12 protein-coding genes are annotated in these 15,452 nt (G+C 69.8%); 6 read left to right on the forward strand and 6 right to left on the reverse strand.

The window, feature by feature from the left end; genetic code table 11:
• Positions 1 to 80: 80 nt before the first annotated feature.
• The 4 genes from C475_RS06950 to C475_RS06965 all read left to right on the forward strand — a co-directional run bounded on the left by C475_RS06950 (position 81) and on the right by C475_RS06965 (position 5,276).
• Positions 81 to 1,934, forward strand: a complete 1,854-nt coding sequence (locus C475_RS06950; RefSeq protein WP_006883089.1) for an ATP-dependent DNA helicase — start codon at positions 81 to 83, stop codon at positions 1,932 to 1,934.
• 135 nt (positions 1,935 to 2,069) lie between these two features.
• The gene (gene thiE / locus C475_RS06955) at positions 2,070 to 2,708 is read left to right on the forward strand and encodes a thiamine phosphate synthase (RefSeq protein WP_006883090.1); all 639 of its coding nucleotides are present in this window, start codon (positions 2,070 to 2,072) and stop codon (positions 2,706 to 2,708) included.
• Between the two features lie 93 nt (positions 2,709 to 2,801).
• Positions 2,802 to 4,154, forward strand: a complete 1,353-nt coding sequence (locus C475_RS06960) for an MFS transporter (protein ID WP_006883091.1) — start codon at positions 2,802 to 2,804, stop codon at positions 4,152 to 4,154.
• 102 nt (positions 4,155 to 4,256) lie between these two features.
• Positions 4,257 to 5,276, forward strand: coding sequence for an oxidoreductase (locus tag C475_RS06965; protein WP_006883092.1), 1,020 nt, complete (start codon positions 4,257 to 4,259; stop codon positions 5,274 to 5,276).
• 21 nt (positions 5,277 to 5,297) lie between these two features.
• Here the strand turns inward: C475_RS06965 and C475_RS06970 are convergent, their stop codons facing one another.
• From C475_RS06970 to C475_RS06985, 4 genes are all read right to left on the reverse strand, one after another.
• Positions 5,298 to 6,743: an FAD-dependent oxidoreductase gene (locus C475_RS06970; RefSeq protein WP_006883093.1), complete on the reverse strand. Its 1,446-nt coding sequence runs from the start codon at positions 6,741 to 6,743 to the stop codon at positions 5,298 to 5,300.
• 100 nt (positions 6,744 to 6,843) lie between these two features.
• Positions 6,844 to 7,656, reverse strand: a complete 813-nt coding sequence (locus C475_RS06975; RefSeq protein WP_006883094.1) for an aldo/keto reductase — start codon at positions 7,654 to 7,656, stop codon at positions 6,844 to 6,846.
• A 96-nt stretch (positions 7,657 to 7,752) separates the two neighbouring features.
• Positions 7,753 to 8,058 (reverse strand): cupin domain-containing protein, encoded by a 306-nt coding sequence (locus C475_RS06980; protein ID WP_006883095.1) that lies wholly within the window; start codon positions 8,056 to 8,058, stop codon positions 7,753 to 7,755.
• Between the two features lie 103 nt (positions 8,059 to 8,161).
• Complete coding sequence (locus tag C475_RS06985) at positions 8,162 to 8,851, reverse strand: TetR/AcrR family transcriptional regulator (protein WP_006883096.1); 690 nt, start codon at positions 8,849 to 8,851, stop codon at positions 8,162 to 8,164.
• Between the two features lie 110 nt (positions 8,852 to 8,961).
• Between C475_RS06985 and C475_RS06990 the strand changes: the two genes are divergently transcribed.
• Complete coding sequence (locus C475_RS06990; RefSeq protein ID WP_006883097.1) at positions 8,962 to 10,905, forward strand: ABC transporter ATP-binding protein; 1,944 nt, start codon at positions 8,962 to 8,964, stop codon at positions 10,903 to 10,905.
• Positions 10,906 to 10,918: 13 nt separating this feature from the next.
• On the opposite strand, the gene C475_RS06995 is transcribed toward C475_RS06990, so the two are convergent.
• On the reverse strand, positions 10,919 to 11,266 hold the full coding sequence (locus C475_RS06995; protein WP_006883098.1) for a hypothetical protein: 348 nt from the start codon (positions 11,264 to 11,266) through the stop codon (positions 10,919 to 10,921).
• A gap of 125 nt (positions 11,267 to 11,391) precedes the next feature.
• Between C475_RS06995 and C475_RS07000 the strand changes: the two genes are divergently transcribed.
• On the forward strand, positions 11,392 to 13,320 hold the full coding sequence (locus tag C475_RS07000) for an ABC transporter ATP-binding protein (protein WP_006883099.1): 1,929 nt from the start codon (positions 11,392 to 11,394) through the stop codon (positions 13,318 to 13,320).
• 60 nt (positions 13,321 to 13,380) lie between these two features.
• Here C475_RS07000 and C475_RS07005 read toward each other — a convergent pair whose 3' ends face one another.
• Positions 13,381 to 15,267: a sensor histidine kinase gene (locus C475_RS07005; RefSeq protein ID WP_049930230.1), complete on the reverse strand. Its 1,887-nt coding sequence runs from the start codon at positions 15,265 to 15,267 to the stop codon at positions 13,381 to 13,383.
• Positions 15,268 to 15,452: the final 185 nt, after the last annotated feature.

Consider the following 15,452-nt stretch of genomic DNA (forward strand, 5'->3'; position numbering starts at 1 on the left):
ACTTGCTGTCCACCGTGACCGCGGCGTCGGGGGCCGGGCCTTCCGGCAGGTTTACGCTCCCGGCACCGGTCTGATCTGCCGTGCAACCCGGTCGGATCTTCGACGAGTTCCCGGCGCCCGCCTACCGCGGCGCCCAGGAACGGGCGCTCGCGGACATCCGCGACGCCTTCGCGGCGGACAACGACGTGGTCCTCGTGCGCGCCCCGACCGGCAGCGGCAAGTCACTCCTGGCCCGCGCCATCGCCGGCTGCGCCAGGACCGCCGGCGAGAGCGAGGCCGGCGAGGTCATCGACGCCTACTACACCACCCCGCAGGTCTCCCAGCTCGACGATGTGGCCGGCGACGACCTGCTGACCGACCTCAAAGTCATCCGCGGGAAGAACAACTACGACTGCATCCTCCCCGGCGAGACCGACACCCCCGTCGACCAGGCGCCCTGCGCCCGCGAGCGGATGTTCGACTGCCAGGTCCAACATCGCTGTCCGTACTTCTCCGACCGCGCCATCGCCGCGAACAACCGCATCGCCGCGATGACGCTCGCCTACTTCATGCAGACCGCCGGCTCGGACGTGTTCGGCCAGCGCGACGTGCTCGTCGTCGACGAGGCCCACGGCCTGGGCAACTGGGCCGAGATGTACGCCACCATCGACCTCGGCCCCGACACCGTCCCGATCTGGGACGCCTGCGAACCCCCCGAAGTCGACGGGCTGGACGACGCCGTCAGCTACGCCGACACCCTCCACACCATGGCCGGCCGGCGACTGACCGAGGTGCGCCAGCAGGCCGAACTCGACCCCGAGGAGGCCGCCGAGCGCGACAAGCTCGTGCAGTTGCAGTCGGACCTGTCGTGGTTCGCCGAGGACTACCGCGACGAGGACAGCGGGACGACCTGGGTCGTCGACCAGAACGGCGGCGAGGGGAGTCGCGTGACGATCAAGCCGATGGCCCCCGAGAAGTACCTCAAACACACCGTCTGGGACCGGGCCCAGAACTTCGCGCTGCTGTCGGCGACGATCCTCAACAAGGACGCCTTCTGCGCCAACGTCGGCCTCGCGCCCGACCGCGTCGAACTCGTCGAGGTGCCCCACACCTTCCCCGTCGAGAACCGCCCGCTGTACGACGTGACCCAGGGGAAGATGACCTACGAGGCCCGCGACGAGACGATCCCCCGGGTCGCCGAGACGCTCGTTCGCATCATGGCCGCCCACCCCGACGAGAAGGGGCTGGTCCACTGTCACTCCTACGCCATCCAGGACCAGTTGCTCGACCACCTCCGCGAGTTCGGCGTCGAATCGCGCGTGCGCACGCACGACTCCGAGGACCGCGACGCCCAGCTGTCGACGTGGAAGCGCGTCGACGACCCCGACGTGTTCCTCTCGGTGAAGATGGAGGAAGCCCTCGATCTGGAGGGGGACCTCTGTCGCTGGCAACTGCTGTGCAAGGCGCCCTATCCGAACACCCGCGACTCCCGGGTCGCGGCGCGACTGGAAGACGACCAGTGGGGCTGGTACTACCGGACCGCCCTGCGGACCGTCATCCAGGCCTGCGGCCGCCCGGTCCGAGCGCCCGACGACTACGGCGCGACGTACCTCGCTGACTCGTCGCTGCTGGACCTGTTCGAACGGGCCCGCGTCGACATGCCCGGCTGGTTCGCCGAGCAGGTCGACCGGATGAGCCAGCCGGACCTCCCCGCCGCGGACGCGACGGCCGCGACCGGGTCGGGGTCCGCGAGCGCCTCCGGTCGCTCCCGGTCGACGGGATCCAGCGCAGGCGACTCCGGTGGCGCCTCGTCGGGCTCGTCCGGTGCGTCGGCGTCGGGCTCCGGATCGGGGTCGAGCGGCGACGACGACGGCGGCAACTCGCGGAGCGGCCGCCGCTCCCGCCGTTCGAAATCGAAGTCCAATCCCATCGCCGACGTGTGGGACACGGAGTAACCGCGGCGGCGAAGCTACCGCGGGTCGCTCGTCGAGTCGTTCCGAGCCAGCCGCCCCGTTCGTCCCCATCCGCCGACCTGTCGGACCGGAAGACGGTTCGAAAGTAACACGTAGGTGGGCTCGAAGTCGTCGCCAATGACAGACTGGGGCGTGTATCTCGTCACGCAGGAGAGTCTCTCGGAGGATCGAACGACGCTGTCGGTGGTCGAGGCGGCCATCGCCGGCGGCGTCGACGTGGTGCAGCTCCGGGAGAAAGACCGGAGCGCGCGCGAGCGCTATCACGTGGGCCGGAAGCTCCGAGCGCTCACCCGCGAGGCGGGCGTCACGTTCGTCGTCAACGACCGGGTCGACCTGGCCGAGGCGGTCGACGCCGACGGGGTCCACCTCGGTGACGACGACCTGCCCGTCTCGGTCGCCCGCGACCAGCTGGGTCCCGACGCCGTGATCGGCCGGTCCGTGTCGTTCGTCGACGACGCCCGCCGCGCCGAGGAGGCCGGCGCCGACTACCTCGGCGTCGGCGCCGTCTACGCCACGGGCTCGAAGAACGACATCGACGACGACGAGTACGAGATCGGCCCCGAACGCGTCGGCGAGATCGCCGCCGCCGTGGACATCCCGGTGGTCGGGATCGGCGGCGTCACCGCCGACAACGCCGCGCCGATCGTCGAGGCGGGCGCCGACGGCGTCGCCGTCATCACCGCGATCACCGGCGCCGAGGACCCCGAAGCGGCCGCTCGCGGCCTCGCCGAGACGGTCGACGCCGCGCGGCGGTGAGCGACCGACCGTCCCGAGCGGCCGGCGGTCGGCTCGCTCCGACGGTCCGCCGACGGCCCTAGCTATTCCTCGGCGGGAGCCGAACGGGCTGGCGTGCAGGACCCTCGCGCGGTCGGCTCGTCGCTCGGCGGACGGCGGCGGCCGCTCCTCGCCATCCTCGCTATCGTCTTCGTCGATCTCCTGGGGTTCGGGATCGTCATCCCGATCCTCCCGTTCTACGTCCGCGATCTCGGCGGGACGGACGTGGTCTACGGCCTGCTGGCGGCGTCGTACTCGCTGATGCAGTTCGTCTTCGCGCCGCTACTGGGCCAGCTGTCGGACGCCCGCGGCCGGCGGCCGGTCCTCATGCTCTCGCTTTCGGCCAACACCGTCGCCTGGGTCGTCTTCGGGCTCGGCGGCGAGGTCGAGGCGGTCGCCGGGACGACCGCGGCGCTGGCGACGCTGTTTCTCGCGCGGATGCTCGCCGGCGCGATGGGCGGCAACATCGCCACCGCACAGGCGTACATCGCCGACGTGACGCCCGCCGAGCGCCGCGCCGGCGCGCTCGGACTGGTCGGCGCGGCGTTCGGTCTGGGGTTCGTCTTCGGGCCGGCGCTGGGGTCGGTCCTGGCGAGCGACGGCGTCGTCGCCGCGGGCACCGCGGTCTTCCCCGATTTCGTGCCGGCGACGCGCTTCTCGCTGCCGAGCTTCGGCGCCGCGGTCCTGAGCTTCGTCGCCTTCCTCGGGACGTGGGCGTTCCTGCCCGAGCCCGACCGACACGCGGGAACCGGCGGGCGCCCGCGGATCGTCGGCCAGTTCGTCGACGCCTTCCGCGACGCCACGCTGGCTCCATTGGTCGGCGCTTTCCTCGTCGCCTCGGTCGCCTTCTCGGGCATCCAGGTGGCGTTCATCCCGTTCGTCGCGGACGTGTACGGCTACGACGCCTCCCAGGCCGGACTCTTGCTCACCTACGTCGGCGCGCTCGCGGTGGTCAACCAGGGTGTTCTGGTCGGTCGGCTCTCCCGGGTCGTCCCCGCCCGACGGCTCGCCGTCGCCGGCGCCGCTCTGCTCGTCGTCGCGCTCGCGGCGTTCCCGTTCTCCCCGGAGATCGGCCGGGCGCTGTTGGGCGAGCGGGCGATACTCGGGTTCGGCCCGCGGGTGATCGCGCTGCTGGGCGCGCTGACGCTGCTGTCGCTCGGCAACAGCCTGTTGAACGTCTCGCTGACGACGCTGGTGTCGCTGGCGGCCAGCGCCGACCGGCAGGGCGGCGCCTTCGGCGTCACACAGGGCGCGGGGAGCCTCGGCCGGACCGTCGGCCCGCCGATCATGACGGCGCTGTACGCCGTCGTCGTCTACTGGTCGCCGTTCGTCCTCGGCGCCGTCCTGACGCTCGGGATCGTCGCCGTGTTGACGACCGTCCGAGTCGTCGGCGACCCGGCGGAGGCGTCGGTCGAGCGCACCGACTGACCGGCGCGAGCGGGCGAGGGCGGCGTCGACACCCGTCCGTTCGCAGTGGTTCCCCCACTCGTTTGGCGCCGGGCTTGAGTAGGAGGGGCTCGAACGGAGGGTATGAGCAACTGGACCGCCGACGACGTGCCGGACCTGTCGGGGCAGACGATCGTCGTCACCGGAGCCAACAGCGGCCTCGGCTTCGAGGCGACCCGCGTGTTCGTCCGGAAGGGCGCGACCGTCGTGATGGCCTGCCGAAGCACCGACCGCGGCGAGCGAGCGGCCACGGAGATCCGCCAGCTGGAGGGGTTCCCGACAGACGAGTCCGTCCTCGACGTGCGCGAGTGCGACCTGGGCGACCTCGCGTCGGTCGAGTCGTTCGCAGACGACCTGCTGGCCGACTACGAGGGGATTCACGTCCTCTGCAACAACGCCGGCGTGATGGCGATCCCCCGCTCGGAGACCGCCGACGGCTTCGAGACGCAGTTCGGCGTCAACCATCTCGGCCACTTCGCGCTGACCGGCCACCTCCTCGACAGGATCGTCGCCACACCGGGCGAGACGCGCGTCGTCAGCCACTCCAGCGGCGCCCACCAGGGCGGCGAGATCGACTTCGACGACCTCCACCACGAGGACTCGTACGGCAAGTGGGAGGCCTACGGCCAGTCGAAGCTGGCGAACCTGCTGTTCGCCTACGAACTCCAGCGCAGGCTCTCGGCGGCGGGTATCGACGACACCGTCTCGGCGGCGTGTCACCCGGGTTACGCCGACACCTCGCTGCAGGCGCGCGGTCCGAAGGAGGAGGGGTCGACCGTGAAACTGTACGCGATGCGAGCGGCCAACGCCGTCCTCGGCCAGTCCGCCGAGATGGGCGCGCTCCCGCTCGTCCACGCCGCCACCGCCCCCGGCGTCGACGGCGGGTCCTACATCGGCCCCGGCGGTCTGTTCGACATGCGCGGGTACCCCGAGCCACAGCGCTCGAACGACCGCTCCTACGACGAGGACATCGCCGACCGACTGTGGACCGTCTCCGAAGACCTGACCGGCGTCACCTACGACTTCGACGCGCTCGCGGACGCAGGGACGGCCGGCGAGGCGGGTGACGAGACGGGCGACGAGGCCGCCAGCGCCGCGGACTGATCCACCCGGGCGGGTCGACAGTCACCCCTCGGACGGTTCGAGCGAGCCGTTCAGCACCTTCGCCGCCGTCAGGACGGGGTCCCAGACTGGCGAGAACGGCGGCGCGTAGGCCAGGTCGAGGTTCTCGACGTCAGAGACGGTCATATCGGCCTCCAGGGCGGTGGCGACGGTGTCGATCCGGACGGCCGCGCGGTCGGTACCGACGATGGACCCGCCCAGCAGCCGCCCCGTCTCGCGGTCGGCAGTCAGCGAGACGACCGTCTCGGCGGCGCCCGGGTAGTAGCCCGACCGCGACGCGGTGGTGACCGTCTCGCTCACGGGGTCGAAGCCGGCCGCCCTGGCCCGCTCGTGGTCGACGATCCCGGCCCGGCCGCACTCCTGAGCGAACGCCTTGACGACGGCCGTGCCCGCGATGTCGCCGGTCGGTTTCGGGTCGCCGGCGACCGTCTGCCCGATCGCGCGCCCGGCGCGGTTGGCGGTCAGGCCGAGCGGGACCCAGTCGAAGTCGCCGGTGACGGCGTGGCGCGCCTCCGCGCAGTCGCCCGCGGCGTAGACGCTCTCGACCGACGTGCGGCCGTAGTCGTCGACCGCGACCGCGCCCGAGTCGCCGAGGTCGACCGGCGTGTCCGCGAGGAGGGCGACGTTCGGTTCGATCCCGACGCCGACCAGCGCCAGGTCGACGTCGAGGGCGCTCGCGCCGGCGCACTCCAACCGTTCGACGCGGTCGTCGCCGACCAGTCGCTCGACGGTCTCGCCGAGGTGCAACTCGACGCCCCTATCGCGCAGTTCCGTCCCGACGCGCTCGCCGACGGCCTCGCCGAAGGGGCCGAGGAGCCGCTCGCCGCGCTGGAAGACGTGTACGTCGAGCCCGTGGGCGGTGAACGCCTCGGCCATCTCGACGCCGACGTAGCCCCCGCCCACGACGGCGACTGTCTCCGGCGGCGCCCAGTCGGCGTAGGGTTCGATCACGGTCGGGTCGAGGAACTCCCCGCCGCCCAGCGATTCGACGGTCGCCTCGCCGGCGGGTTCGAGCGCCGCCCGAATCGCGGCCGCGTCGTCCATCCCGTGCAGCGAGAACGCGCCGGACAGGTCGCTCCCGTCGATCGGCGCGGTCAGCGCGTGGGCGCCCGTCGCGACGAGCAGGTCGCCGTAGGGCTGTTCGTGGCGGTCGCCGTCGGGGCCGCGGACGGTCACCGTCCGCTCGTCGGTGTCGATCCCGGTCACCTCGTGTTCGCGCCGGAGGTCGATCCCCCGGTCGGCGGCGTCCGCCGGCGAGAGCGACAGGAGGTCCGTCAGGTCCGCGACCTCGCCTTTCACGTAGTAGGGCGTCCCGCAGTGGGCGTAGGAGACCCACGGTCCCTTCTCGAAGACGACCACCTCGCGGTCGGGGGCCTCGCGTTTGCACTTGCTCGCGGCGCTCAGCCCGGCGGCGTCGCCGCCGACGACGACGAACGGCTCTGCTGTCATGGCTCCGAGAAGGGGGCGCGCCGACGTAGTGGTTCGGGCCGGTGGAGCCGACCGCGCACGACCGTCGGGAACCGCCGTTGACGGGCGGTCGACCGCTGGCCTACCAGTTCCAGGGGCCGTGGTCGGCGTCGATCTCCCGGTGGCGCTCGTCGATCGAGTCGATCAACTCGATATCTTCGTCGTCGAGTTCCAGCTCGCGGGCGGCGAGGTTCTGTTCCATGTGCTCGCGACTGCTGGCCTTCGGGATGGCGGCGACGTTGTCGTGGCTGGTCACCCACGCGAGCGACACCTGCGCCGGCGTCGCGTCGTGTTTCTCCGCGACCTCCCGAACCGCCGGCACGTCCAGCGCCGCGCCCTTCCCCAGCGGCGAGTAGGCCACCAGCCAGTGGTCGTGTTCCTGGGCGTACGCGACCAGTTCCTCCTGGGGGAGCAGCGGGTGCATCTCGACCTGGTGGGCAAAGAGCGGGGCCTCGAGCACCTCGCGGGCCTCGTCCAGGAGTTCGGGGGTGAAGTTCGACAGCCCGACGTTCCGGGTCTTCCCGGCCTCGTAGGCGGCGTCGAACGCGGGCAACACGTCCTCGTGGTCGTAGACCCCGGAGGGCCAGTGGACGTACAGCAGGTCGACGGCGTCGACGCCGAGCCGGTCGAGACAGCCGTCGATAGCCGCGGGCACCTGCTCGGGTTCCGGCGGCACGTCGTGGTGGACGGTCTTCGTCGAGAGCCACAGGTCGTCGCGATCCACGTCGCTATCGGCGATCCCCTCGCCGACGTACCGCTCGTTCTCGTAGACCTGTGCGGTGTCGACGTGGCGAAAGCCCACGTCGAGGGCGGTTCGGACGTTCTCGCGCCACTGCTCGCGGTCGTCGTCGGAGTAGGTTCCCAACCCGAGCCGCGGGAGGTCGTCGACTGGCATGTGTCCCACGTCGGGCCGTCGGCGCTTGACCCTGCTGGTCGCGGAAGTCCGGGCACCGCGGCGGGGCGGCGTGGCCGGGGCGCCCTCGCGGTTGCGTCAGTAGATCGGCGGCACGTAGAGGTTCAGCGTCTCCAGGGGCTCGTCGCCGTCGTTCTCGATCTCGTGGGTCTCACCGGCCTCGATAACGAGGAGGTCGCCCGCCGCGAATCGCACGTCCTCCCCGTCGACGGTCGCGCGACCCGACCCGGAGGTGACGTAGAGCCACTGGTCGCTGTCGGCGTGGAGATTGTCGGGACCGCCGGTCGACTGGCCGGGCGAGAGCGTCATCTGGGCGGCCTGGGCGTCGTCGGTCGTCTGGCGCACGTCGAAAAAGCCCTCGAAGTCGAGACTGGCGCGTCTCATGGCCGGCCGTTCGCGGCCCCGACCGTTAGGTCTCGCGGTAGGCGGTGGTCGCGTCGGGTAGCGAGGCGACGCCGTCGCCTCGGAAAGTGAGTCGGTCGCGGGCTCAGGTCGCGGTCTCGCCGCCGTCGTTTCCGTCGTCCCCGTCGTCTTTCGGGAACCCGGCGTCCTCGACGTTGAACTCGGCGACCGAACGGTCGTCGACGAGGAGGTCGTCGACGACGAACTCGGCGATCCGGTCGCGCATCCGGCGGCTGGCGTGCCGGGCGCCCAGCGTCACCTGATACATCCGGGCGCCCACGAGCGCGGTGTAGATGGTCTCGCCCACCTCATCGGGGTCGACCGGGTGGAAGACGCCGGCGTCGACGCCGTCGGCGATGATCTCGGCGACGGTGTCGATGTTCGTCTGGTAATGGGTCGACAGTTTCTCGCGGAACTGCTCGTTGTGGACGGCCTGGACGCGCAGTTCGAGCAGGGCGAGGGCGAACGTCTCGCGCTCCTCCTCGCCGGGCTCGATGACGAAGCCGTCGATATACTCCTCCAGGCGCTCCAGGGGGTCCTCCGTGGCGGACTCGGCGAGGCGCGCGCCGACCCAGCCGACGGTGTTGTCGACGAACGCGAGCATCAGCTCCTCTTTCGTGTCGTAGTGGTAGTGCAACAGCGAGCGGCTCTTGTCGAACTCGTCTGCGATGTCCTGCATCGTGAGGTGGGCGTAGCCGTGCTTGCACAGCGCGTGGTAGGTCGCACCCATTATCTCGCGGTGCGTGTCACCCTCCACGTCCACCTCGGAAGCCATATCCACGTGTTGCCGGCCGCGGGCAAAAACCTTCCGCGCCGCTGGAGGGTTCGCTCACTTGCACTAACAGGAGAGTCAGTCTTATGCCTCCGAGGCCGATACGGTGGGGCATGCCACCGGGCGGGCCCGACGACGACGAGTTCGAGGAGTTACGCGCCGAGGAGTCGAACGCGATGGTGCGGCTGTTCGGCGAGTACGGTCGCGGCCAGCGCGCCCGGTTCGCCGTCGGCGGGCTCGCCAGCGTGTTCTCGACGCTGATGGAACTCGTCCCCGCGTTCCTGCTCGGCGTCGCCATCGACTCCTTTCTCACCGCCGACCGGCCGTTTCGACTGCCGTTCGTCCCCGACGGCTGGCTCCCGACGGCGCCCGTCGAGCAGTTCGTCTTCCTCATCGCCCTGCTCGCGGGCTCGCACGTCCTCGGCGCGGCGCTGGGCTGGCTCAACTCTTGGGCCTGGAACGGCTTCGCCCAGCACTTCCAACACGAGATGCGCGTCGACGCCTACGACGCGATGCAACGGCGGGAGCTGTCCTTTTTCGACGACAAGCAGACCGGCGAAGTGATGTCCATCCTCAACAACGACGTCAACCAGCTGGAGGGCTTTCTCACCAACAGCCTCAACCAGGGCATCGGCATCGTCTTCCGCGTCGGCGGGATGGGCCTCGCGATGCTGTTGATCAACTGGCGGCTCGGGATCGTCCCCACGGTCATCATCCCGGCGCTGGGCTACGCGAGCTACGTCTTCGTCAACCGCATCCACCCGAAGTACCAGGAGGTGCGCTCGTCGGTGGGCAAACTCAACTCCCAACTGGAGAACAACCTCGGCGGCATCGAGGTCGTGAAATCCTACACCACCGAGCGCTTCGAGACCGACCGCGTCGAGGAGTCTTCCCGTGAGTACCTCGACGCCCAGTGGGACGCTATCACCACGCGGATCGCCTTCTGGCCGACGCTGCGGCTGGTGACCGCCGCCGGCTACACCGCCACGTTCCTCGTCGGCGGCTACTGGGTAATGGTCAACCGCGGCCTGATCGCCGACCCGCTGCCCTTCTTCAACGGCCCGCTCACCGCGGGGACCCTGGTCATCTTCCTCTCCTATTCCCGGCGGTTCGTCTACCCGATGCGCCAGTTCGGCCAGATCATCAACGACTACCAGTACGCCGAGGCAGCCGGCGAGCGGGTCGTCGGCCTGCTCGACACGCCCTCCGGCGTCACGGACCGGCCCGACGCGGTCGAACTCGACGCGGTCGAGGGACGCGTCGAGTACGACGACGTGGGCTTCGCCTACGACACCGACGACGGCGAGGAGCAGGTCCTCGACGGCGTCTCCTTCGACGTCGAGCCCGGCGAGATGGTCGGGCTCGTCGGCCCCACGGGCGCGGGCAAGACGACGCTGATGAAACTGCTCCTGCGACTGTACGACGTGGACGAGGGGCGCGTCCGGATCGACGGCCGGGACGTGCGCGACGTGACGCTGCGCAGCCTACGCCAGTCGGTGGGGTACGTGAGTCAGGAACCGTATCTCTTCTACGGCACCGTCCGGGAGAACATCGCCTACGGCATCCCCGACGCCGACGACGAGGACATCGAGGCCGCCGCGAGAGTCGCCGGCGCCCACGAGTTCGTCGCGGACCTGAAAGACGGCTACGATACGAAGGTCGGCGAGCGCGGCGTGAAGCTGTCGGGCGGCCAGCGCCAGCGCGTCTCGATCGCTCGCGCGGTGCTGAAAGACCCGGACATCCTCGTCCTCGACGAGGCGACCAGTCACGTCGACAACGAGACCGAGGCGGTCATTCAAAATAGCCTCGACGACCTCATCGAGGACCGCACCGCCTTCGCCATCGCCCACCGGCTCTCGACGGTGCGCCACGCGGACACGATACTGGTCATGGACGACGGCGAACTGGTCGAACAGGGCAGCCACGACGACCTGCTCGCCGAGGACGGCCTTTACGCGACGCTGTGGCGCGTGCAGGTCGGCGAGATCGACGCCCTGCCCCAGGAGTTCCTCGACCGCGCGGCCGGCCACTCCGTACAGCCCGGCGACCTGGACTGAGCGGTTCGCGGGGTCACGACAGGACGGCGAGGACGCCCAGCGCGACGAGCGCGTCGAGGCCGAGTCCCGCCAGGAAGAAGCCGACGGCGTACCGCCCCGGGAACGCGAGCGCGCGCTCGCTCTCGAACGGGCCGTCGGCGACGAACCGCGACTCGACGCTGTCGCCGGCGGCCTCGACGGCGTGGTCGGCGTCGGCCGCGAGTACCAGCCCGCCGACCAGCGTCGGCACCAGCAGGATCATCGTGAGCAACTGCGGCGGAAACTCGACCCACAACGCCGCGCCGAACAGGACGGCGACGACCGCCCCCGCCGCGGCCACGGCGTACCGGAGGACGTACCGCAGAAGCTCGCCCATCGCCATACTGTCGGATATTCGTGTATTCGATATAAGTATTCGGTCGATCGGCCGAACGGCGACGCAGGTTACCCACACCCGTGACTAACACGAGAGTTAGTTATTTAAGCAGTCAGTCGTTATGCGGTGCTATGTCATGGGGTTTCTCCGGTGGGAACGACGACGCCGACGCGTTCGAGGACCTCCGGGATGCTGCCGAGCGGCCGATGTGGCAGATATTCACGGAGTACGGGCGCGGCTACACGGGCGAGTTCGCGCTCGGTGCGGTCGCGAGCGTCATCGCTCGCTTCCTCGAGTTGATCCCGGCGCTCGTCCTCGGGGTCGCCATCGACTCGCTGTTCGCGGGCGACCAGGCGTTCCGGTTGCCGCTGGTCCCGGCGTCGGTGATCCCGTCGACGACCGAGGGGCAGTTCTGGTTCGCCGTGGGACTGGTCGCGGGCATCTACGTCCTGACGGCGACGCTGAACTGGGTGAACTCCTGGGCGTGGAACCGCTTCGCCCAGCACCTCCAGCACGAGGTGCGCGTCGACACCTACGACGTGGTCCAGCGACTGGACATGAGCTTCTTCGACTCGAAACAGACCGGGGAGATCATGTCCATCCTCAACAACGACGTCAACCAGCTGGAGAGCTTCCTCACGAACGATCTGAACTCCGGCATCCGCATCGGGGTGCTCGTCGTCGGCACCGGCGCGCTGATGGTCTGGCTCAACGCCCAGCTGGCCGTCGTCGCGCTGCTGTCGATCCCGGTCCTCGCCGTCGCGAGTTACGTCTTCGTCCAGCGGATCGGGCCGAAGTACGGCCGCGTCCGGGGGTCGGTCGGCGCGCTCAACTCCCGCCTGGAGAACAACATCGGCGGCATCGAAGTCGTCAAGTCCTACGGCCGCGAGGGCTTCGAACGCGACCGCGTCGAATCGGCGTCGGAGGACTACCTCGACGCCAACTGGGACGCTATCTCGACGCGGATCAAGTTCTTCCCCTCCCTGCGGATCATCACGGGCTTCGGCTACGTGGTCACCTTCCTCGTCGGCGGCTACTGGCTACTGTTCGGCGCGCCCGGTCCCTTCTCGGGCACGCTCCAGCTCGGGACGCTCACCACGATGCTGCTGTGGTCGCGGCGGTTCCTCTGGCCGATGCGCCAGTTCGGGAACGTCGTCAACAACTACCGCTACGCCTTCGCCGCCGCCGAGCGGGTCGTCGGCCTGATGAACGACCCCGGGACCATCCACGAGGACGACGACGCGATCGACCTCGACGGCGTCGACGGGCTCGTCGAGTACGAGGACGTGCGCTTTCGCTACCCCGAGGCCGAGGAGAACTCCGTCGAGGACGTGAGCTTCACCGCCGAACCCGGCGACTTCGTCGGCCTCGTCGGGCCGACGGGGGCGGGCAAGACGACCCTCCTCAAACTGCTGATGCGCCTCTACGACCCACACGAGGGGACCATTAGCATCGACGGGGTGGACGTGCGGGACCTGTCGCTGTCGAGCCTGCGGAGTCACATCGGCTACGTCAGCCAGGAGCCGTACCTGTTCCACGGCACGATCGAGGAGAACGTCGCCTACGGCCTGGAGGCGACCGACGACGAGATCGTCGAAGCGCTGGGAATGGCCGGCGCGATGGAGTTCGTCGCCGACCTGCCCGACGGTATCGAGACGACCGTCGGCGAGCGCGGGGTGAAGCTGTCGGGCGGTCAGCGCCAGCGCATCGCCATCGCCCGGGCCATCCTCGAAGACCCCGAGATCCTCGTCCTCGACGAGGCGACCAGCCACGTCGACAACGAGACCGAAGTCCTGATCCAGCAGTCGCTGGAGAACCTGACGGCCGAGCGGACGACCTTCGCCATCGCTCACCGGCTCTCGACCGTCAGGGACGCCGATACGATCCTCGTCATGGACGACGGCCACGTCGTCGAACAGGGCGCCCACGAGGAGCTGCTCGAACGGGACGGACTGTACGCCAACCTCTGGAGCGTCCAGGTCGGCGAGGTCGACGCGCTCCCCGAGGAGTTCGTCGAGCGGACCGCCGAGCGCGAGCGCGCCAGCCTGGACGACGACTGAGCGGCGCCGGTCGACGGGACCGACCGCGGCCGGACCGACCCTCCGCCGAGCCGATGTCGGTCAGTCGTCGACCGCGCTGACGACGACCTCGCCGCCGTCACTGGCGATCGGCGTCTCGACCGTCTCGACGCCGGAGAAGACGACTTTCGCGCCGCCGTCGTCGCTGTCGGCCATCTCGACCGACCAGCCGTGGGCGCGGGCGATAGCCTCGACGATCGCGAGTCCGAGTCCGGTCCCGTCGTCGTCGGTCGTGTAGGCGTACTCGAACACCTGCTCGCGCTCGTCCGCCGGGACGCCGGGACCGTCGTCGGCGACGGCGAACCCGTCGTCGTGGCGCTCGACGGTGACGGTCACCGAGGGACCGCCGTGGTCCACGGCGTCCTGCTGAGCCTGCGAAGCAGGGCTCGTCGAGCCGTGCTCGACGGCGTTGCGGTAGCAGTTCTCGAAGACCGACTGCAGCCGCGTCGCGTCGGCGTAGATCCGGACCCCAGCGTCGGGGTCCACGTCCAGCTCGGCGTCGCCGGTGTCGACGGTTCCCCAGGCGTCGCGGGCGACGGTCGACAGGTCGACCCGCTCCAACTCGTCGATGGCCTGGCCCTCGCGGGCGAGCGTGAGGGTGTCGTCGATAATCCCCTCGATCCGGTCGAGAGCGTCGCCGGCGGTTTCGAGGTGTTCGTCGTCGTGGCGCTCGCGCGCGAGTTCGACCCGTCCGTAGGCGACGTTCAGGGGGTTGCGCAGGTCGTGGCTGAGGGTGCTCGCGAACTGCTCCAGCTGGGTCGTCTGCTGTTCGAGGTCGCGGACCTGCTGGCGCCGCGCGGTCACGTCCCGCAACACCAGCGTGTACCCCGCGACCGACCCCCGCACTTCCAGCGGCGAGACGGTCACGTCGTACTCCCGGACCTCGCCGTCCTCGAACCGCGTGAACGCCGAGACGAACGGCGAGTCACCGGTTTCGTTCGAGGTGAGCACCTCGGCCGACTCGCTGGGCGGCCCCGGGCCACTCGCCGCGGTCACAGCCGTCGGGTCCTCGACAGTCGCGCCGTCGAGCGCCGCGTCTTCGCTCCCGGCGCCGTCGCGGTCGTCGACCGGACGGAGCTCCGGGACGGCCCGCTCGACGGGGTCGCCCTCGTGGTCGGGGATGGCCGGGAACGTCCCGGCCGCCGCCGCGTTGTAGTCGAGCAGGCGCCGGTCGCGGTCGACGACCACGACGGCGTCGTCGAGCACTTCCAGCACGGACTCGCGAGCCAGCGGCGCCAGGTCGAACAGCTGGTGTCTGAAGACTGCCCAGGCGACGACGCCGAGGATCAGCGGCGACCCGACCACGAGCGCGCCCGTCAGCGGGCCGGGGATGGCGCCGCCGAACCACAGCGTGAAGATGGCGAGCGTCGGGAGGTAGCCGGCCAGCAGCGCGGCGGTCTGCTTGCGCCCGACGTTCGGCCCGGCCAGGAGGTGCGCGCCCAGCAGCGCGACCGTCACGTAGTACAGTAGCGACCCCGGGAGCAACAGCGCGACCGCGATCGCGGTCCCCTCGCCCTGGATGTACGGGAACGGCGACGCGACCACCGTGTACCCGCTCCAGACCAGGTCGTGCATCGGATTGGTTATCTCCAGTACCCCGACCACGACGTGCCACCCGACCAGGGCATAGACGACCGACCGCGGGATCCGACGGAGGTACCCGGTGTACTCCGTGACGAGCAGGAACCACAGCAGCGGGAGAAGGCCCGTGACGGCGGCCTCGAAGTTGAACGCCGCGATCATCCACGTTCGCGACGGCGCCAGCAACTCCCCGGTCACCAGCAGCCCCGACACCGCGTAGACGGCGACGATCCCGACGAACAGCCGCCCCTGCAGATTCAGCTCCTCGTCCCACAGCCAGACCGCGACCCACGCGGCGATCGCCGTCGAGAGGGCCACTGCCCCGACGTAGACAGTCTCCGAAACCACGATACCATATCTGATAGGCGTACTGACTAAAGAATTCTCGCCACGGAATCAATTTTGAAACTGTCAGGTCCGGCTCGGAGAAGAAAACGAAATATAGGGCCGGTATAGGGCTTCAAAACAAATTTCGAAACTCCAAATAGAGTCTCGATGATGATATCGACCGTAGCGCGGCGGTGACCGGACCG

The organism is Halosimplex carlsbadense 2-9-1 (assembly GCF_000337455.1).
Classification (GTDB): Archaea; Halobacteriota; Halobacteria; order Halobacteriales; family Haloarculaceae; genus Halosimplex; species Halosimplex carlsbadense.

Bases quoted from the DNA above. Each gene is read 5' to 3' on its own strand.
- C475_RS06965 (WP_006883092.1), top strand. From the start codon at position 4,257: ATGAGCAACTGGACCGCCGACGACGTGCCGGACCTGTCGGGGCAGACG.
- C475_RS07000 (WP_006883099.1), top strand. From the start codon at position 11,392: ATGTCATGGGGTTTCTCCGGTGGGAACGACGACGCCGACGCGTTCGAG.
- C475_RS06985 (WP_006883096.1), bottom strand. From the start codon at position 8,851: ATGGCTTCCGAGGTGGACGTGGAGGGTGACACGCACCGCGAGATAATG.
- C475_RS06980 (WP_006883095.1), bottom strand. From the start codon at position 8,058: ATGAGACGCGCCAGTCTCGACTTCGAGGGCTTTTTCGACGTGCGCCAG.
- thiE (WP_006883090.1), top strand. From the start codon at position 2,070: ATGACAGACTGGGGCGTGTATCTCGTCACGCAGGAGAGTCTCTCGGAG.
- C475_RS06995 (WP_006883098.1), bottom strand. From the start codon at position 11,266: ATGGCGATGGGCGAGCTTCTGCGGTACGTCCTCCGGTACGCCGTGGCC.
- C475_RS06970 (WP_006883093.1), bottom strand. From the start codon at position 6,743: ATGACAGCAGAGCCGTTCGTCGTCGTCGGCGGCGACGCCGCCGGGCTG.
- C475_RS06975 (WP_006883094.1), bottom strand. From the start codon at position 7,656: ATGCCAGTCGACGACCTCCCGCGGCTCGGGTTGGGAACCTACTCCGAC.
- C475_RS06990 (WP_006883097.1), top strand. From the start codon at position 8,962: ATGCCACCGGGCGGGCCCGACGACGACGAGTTCGAGGAGTTACGCGCC.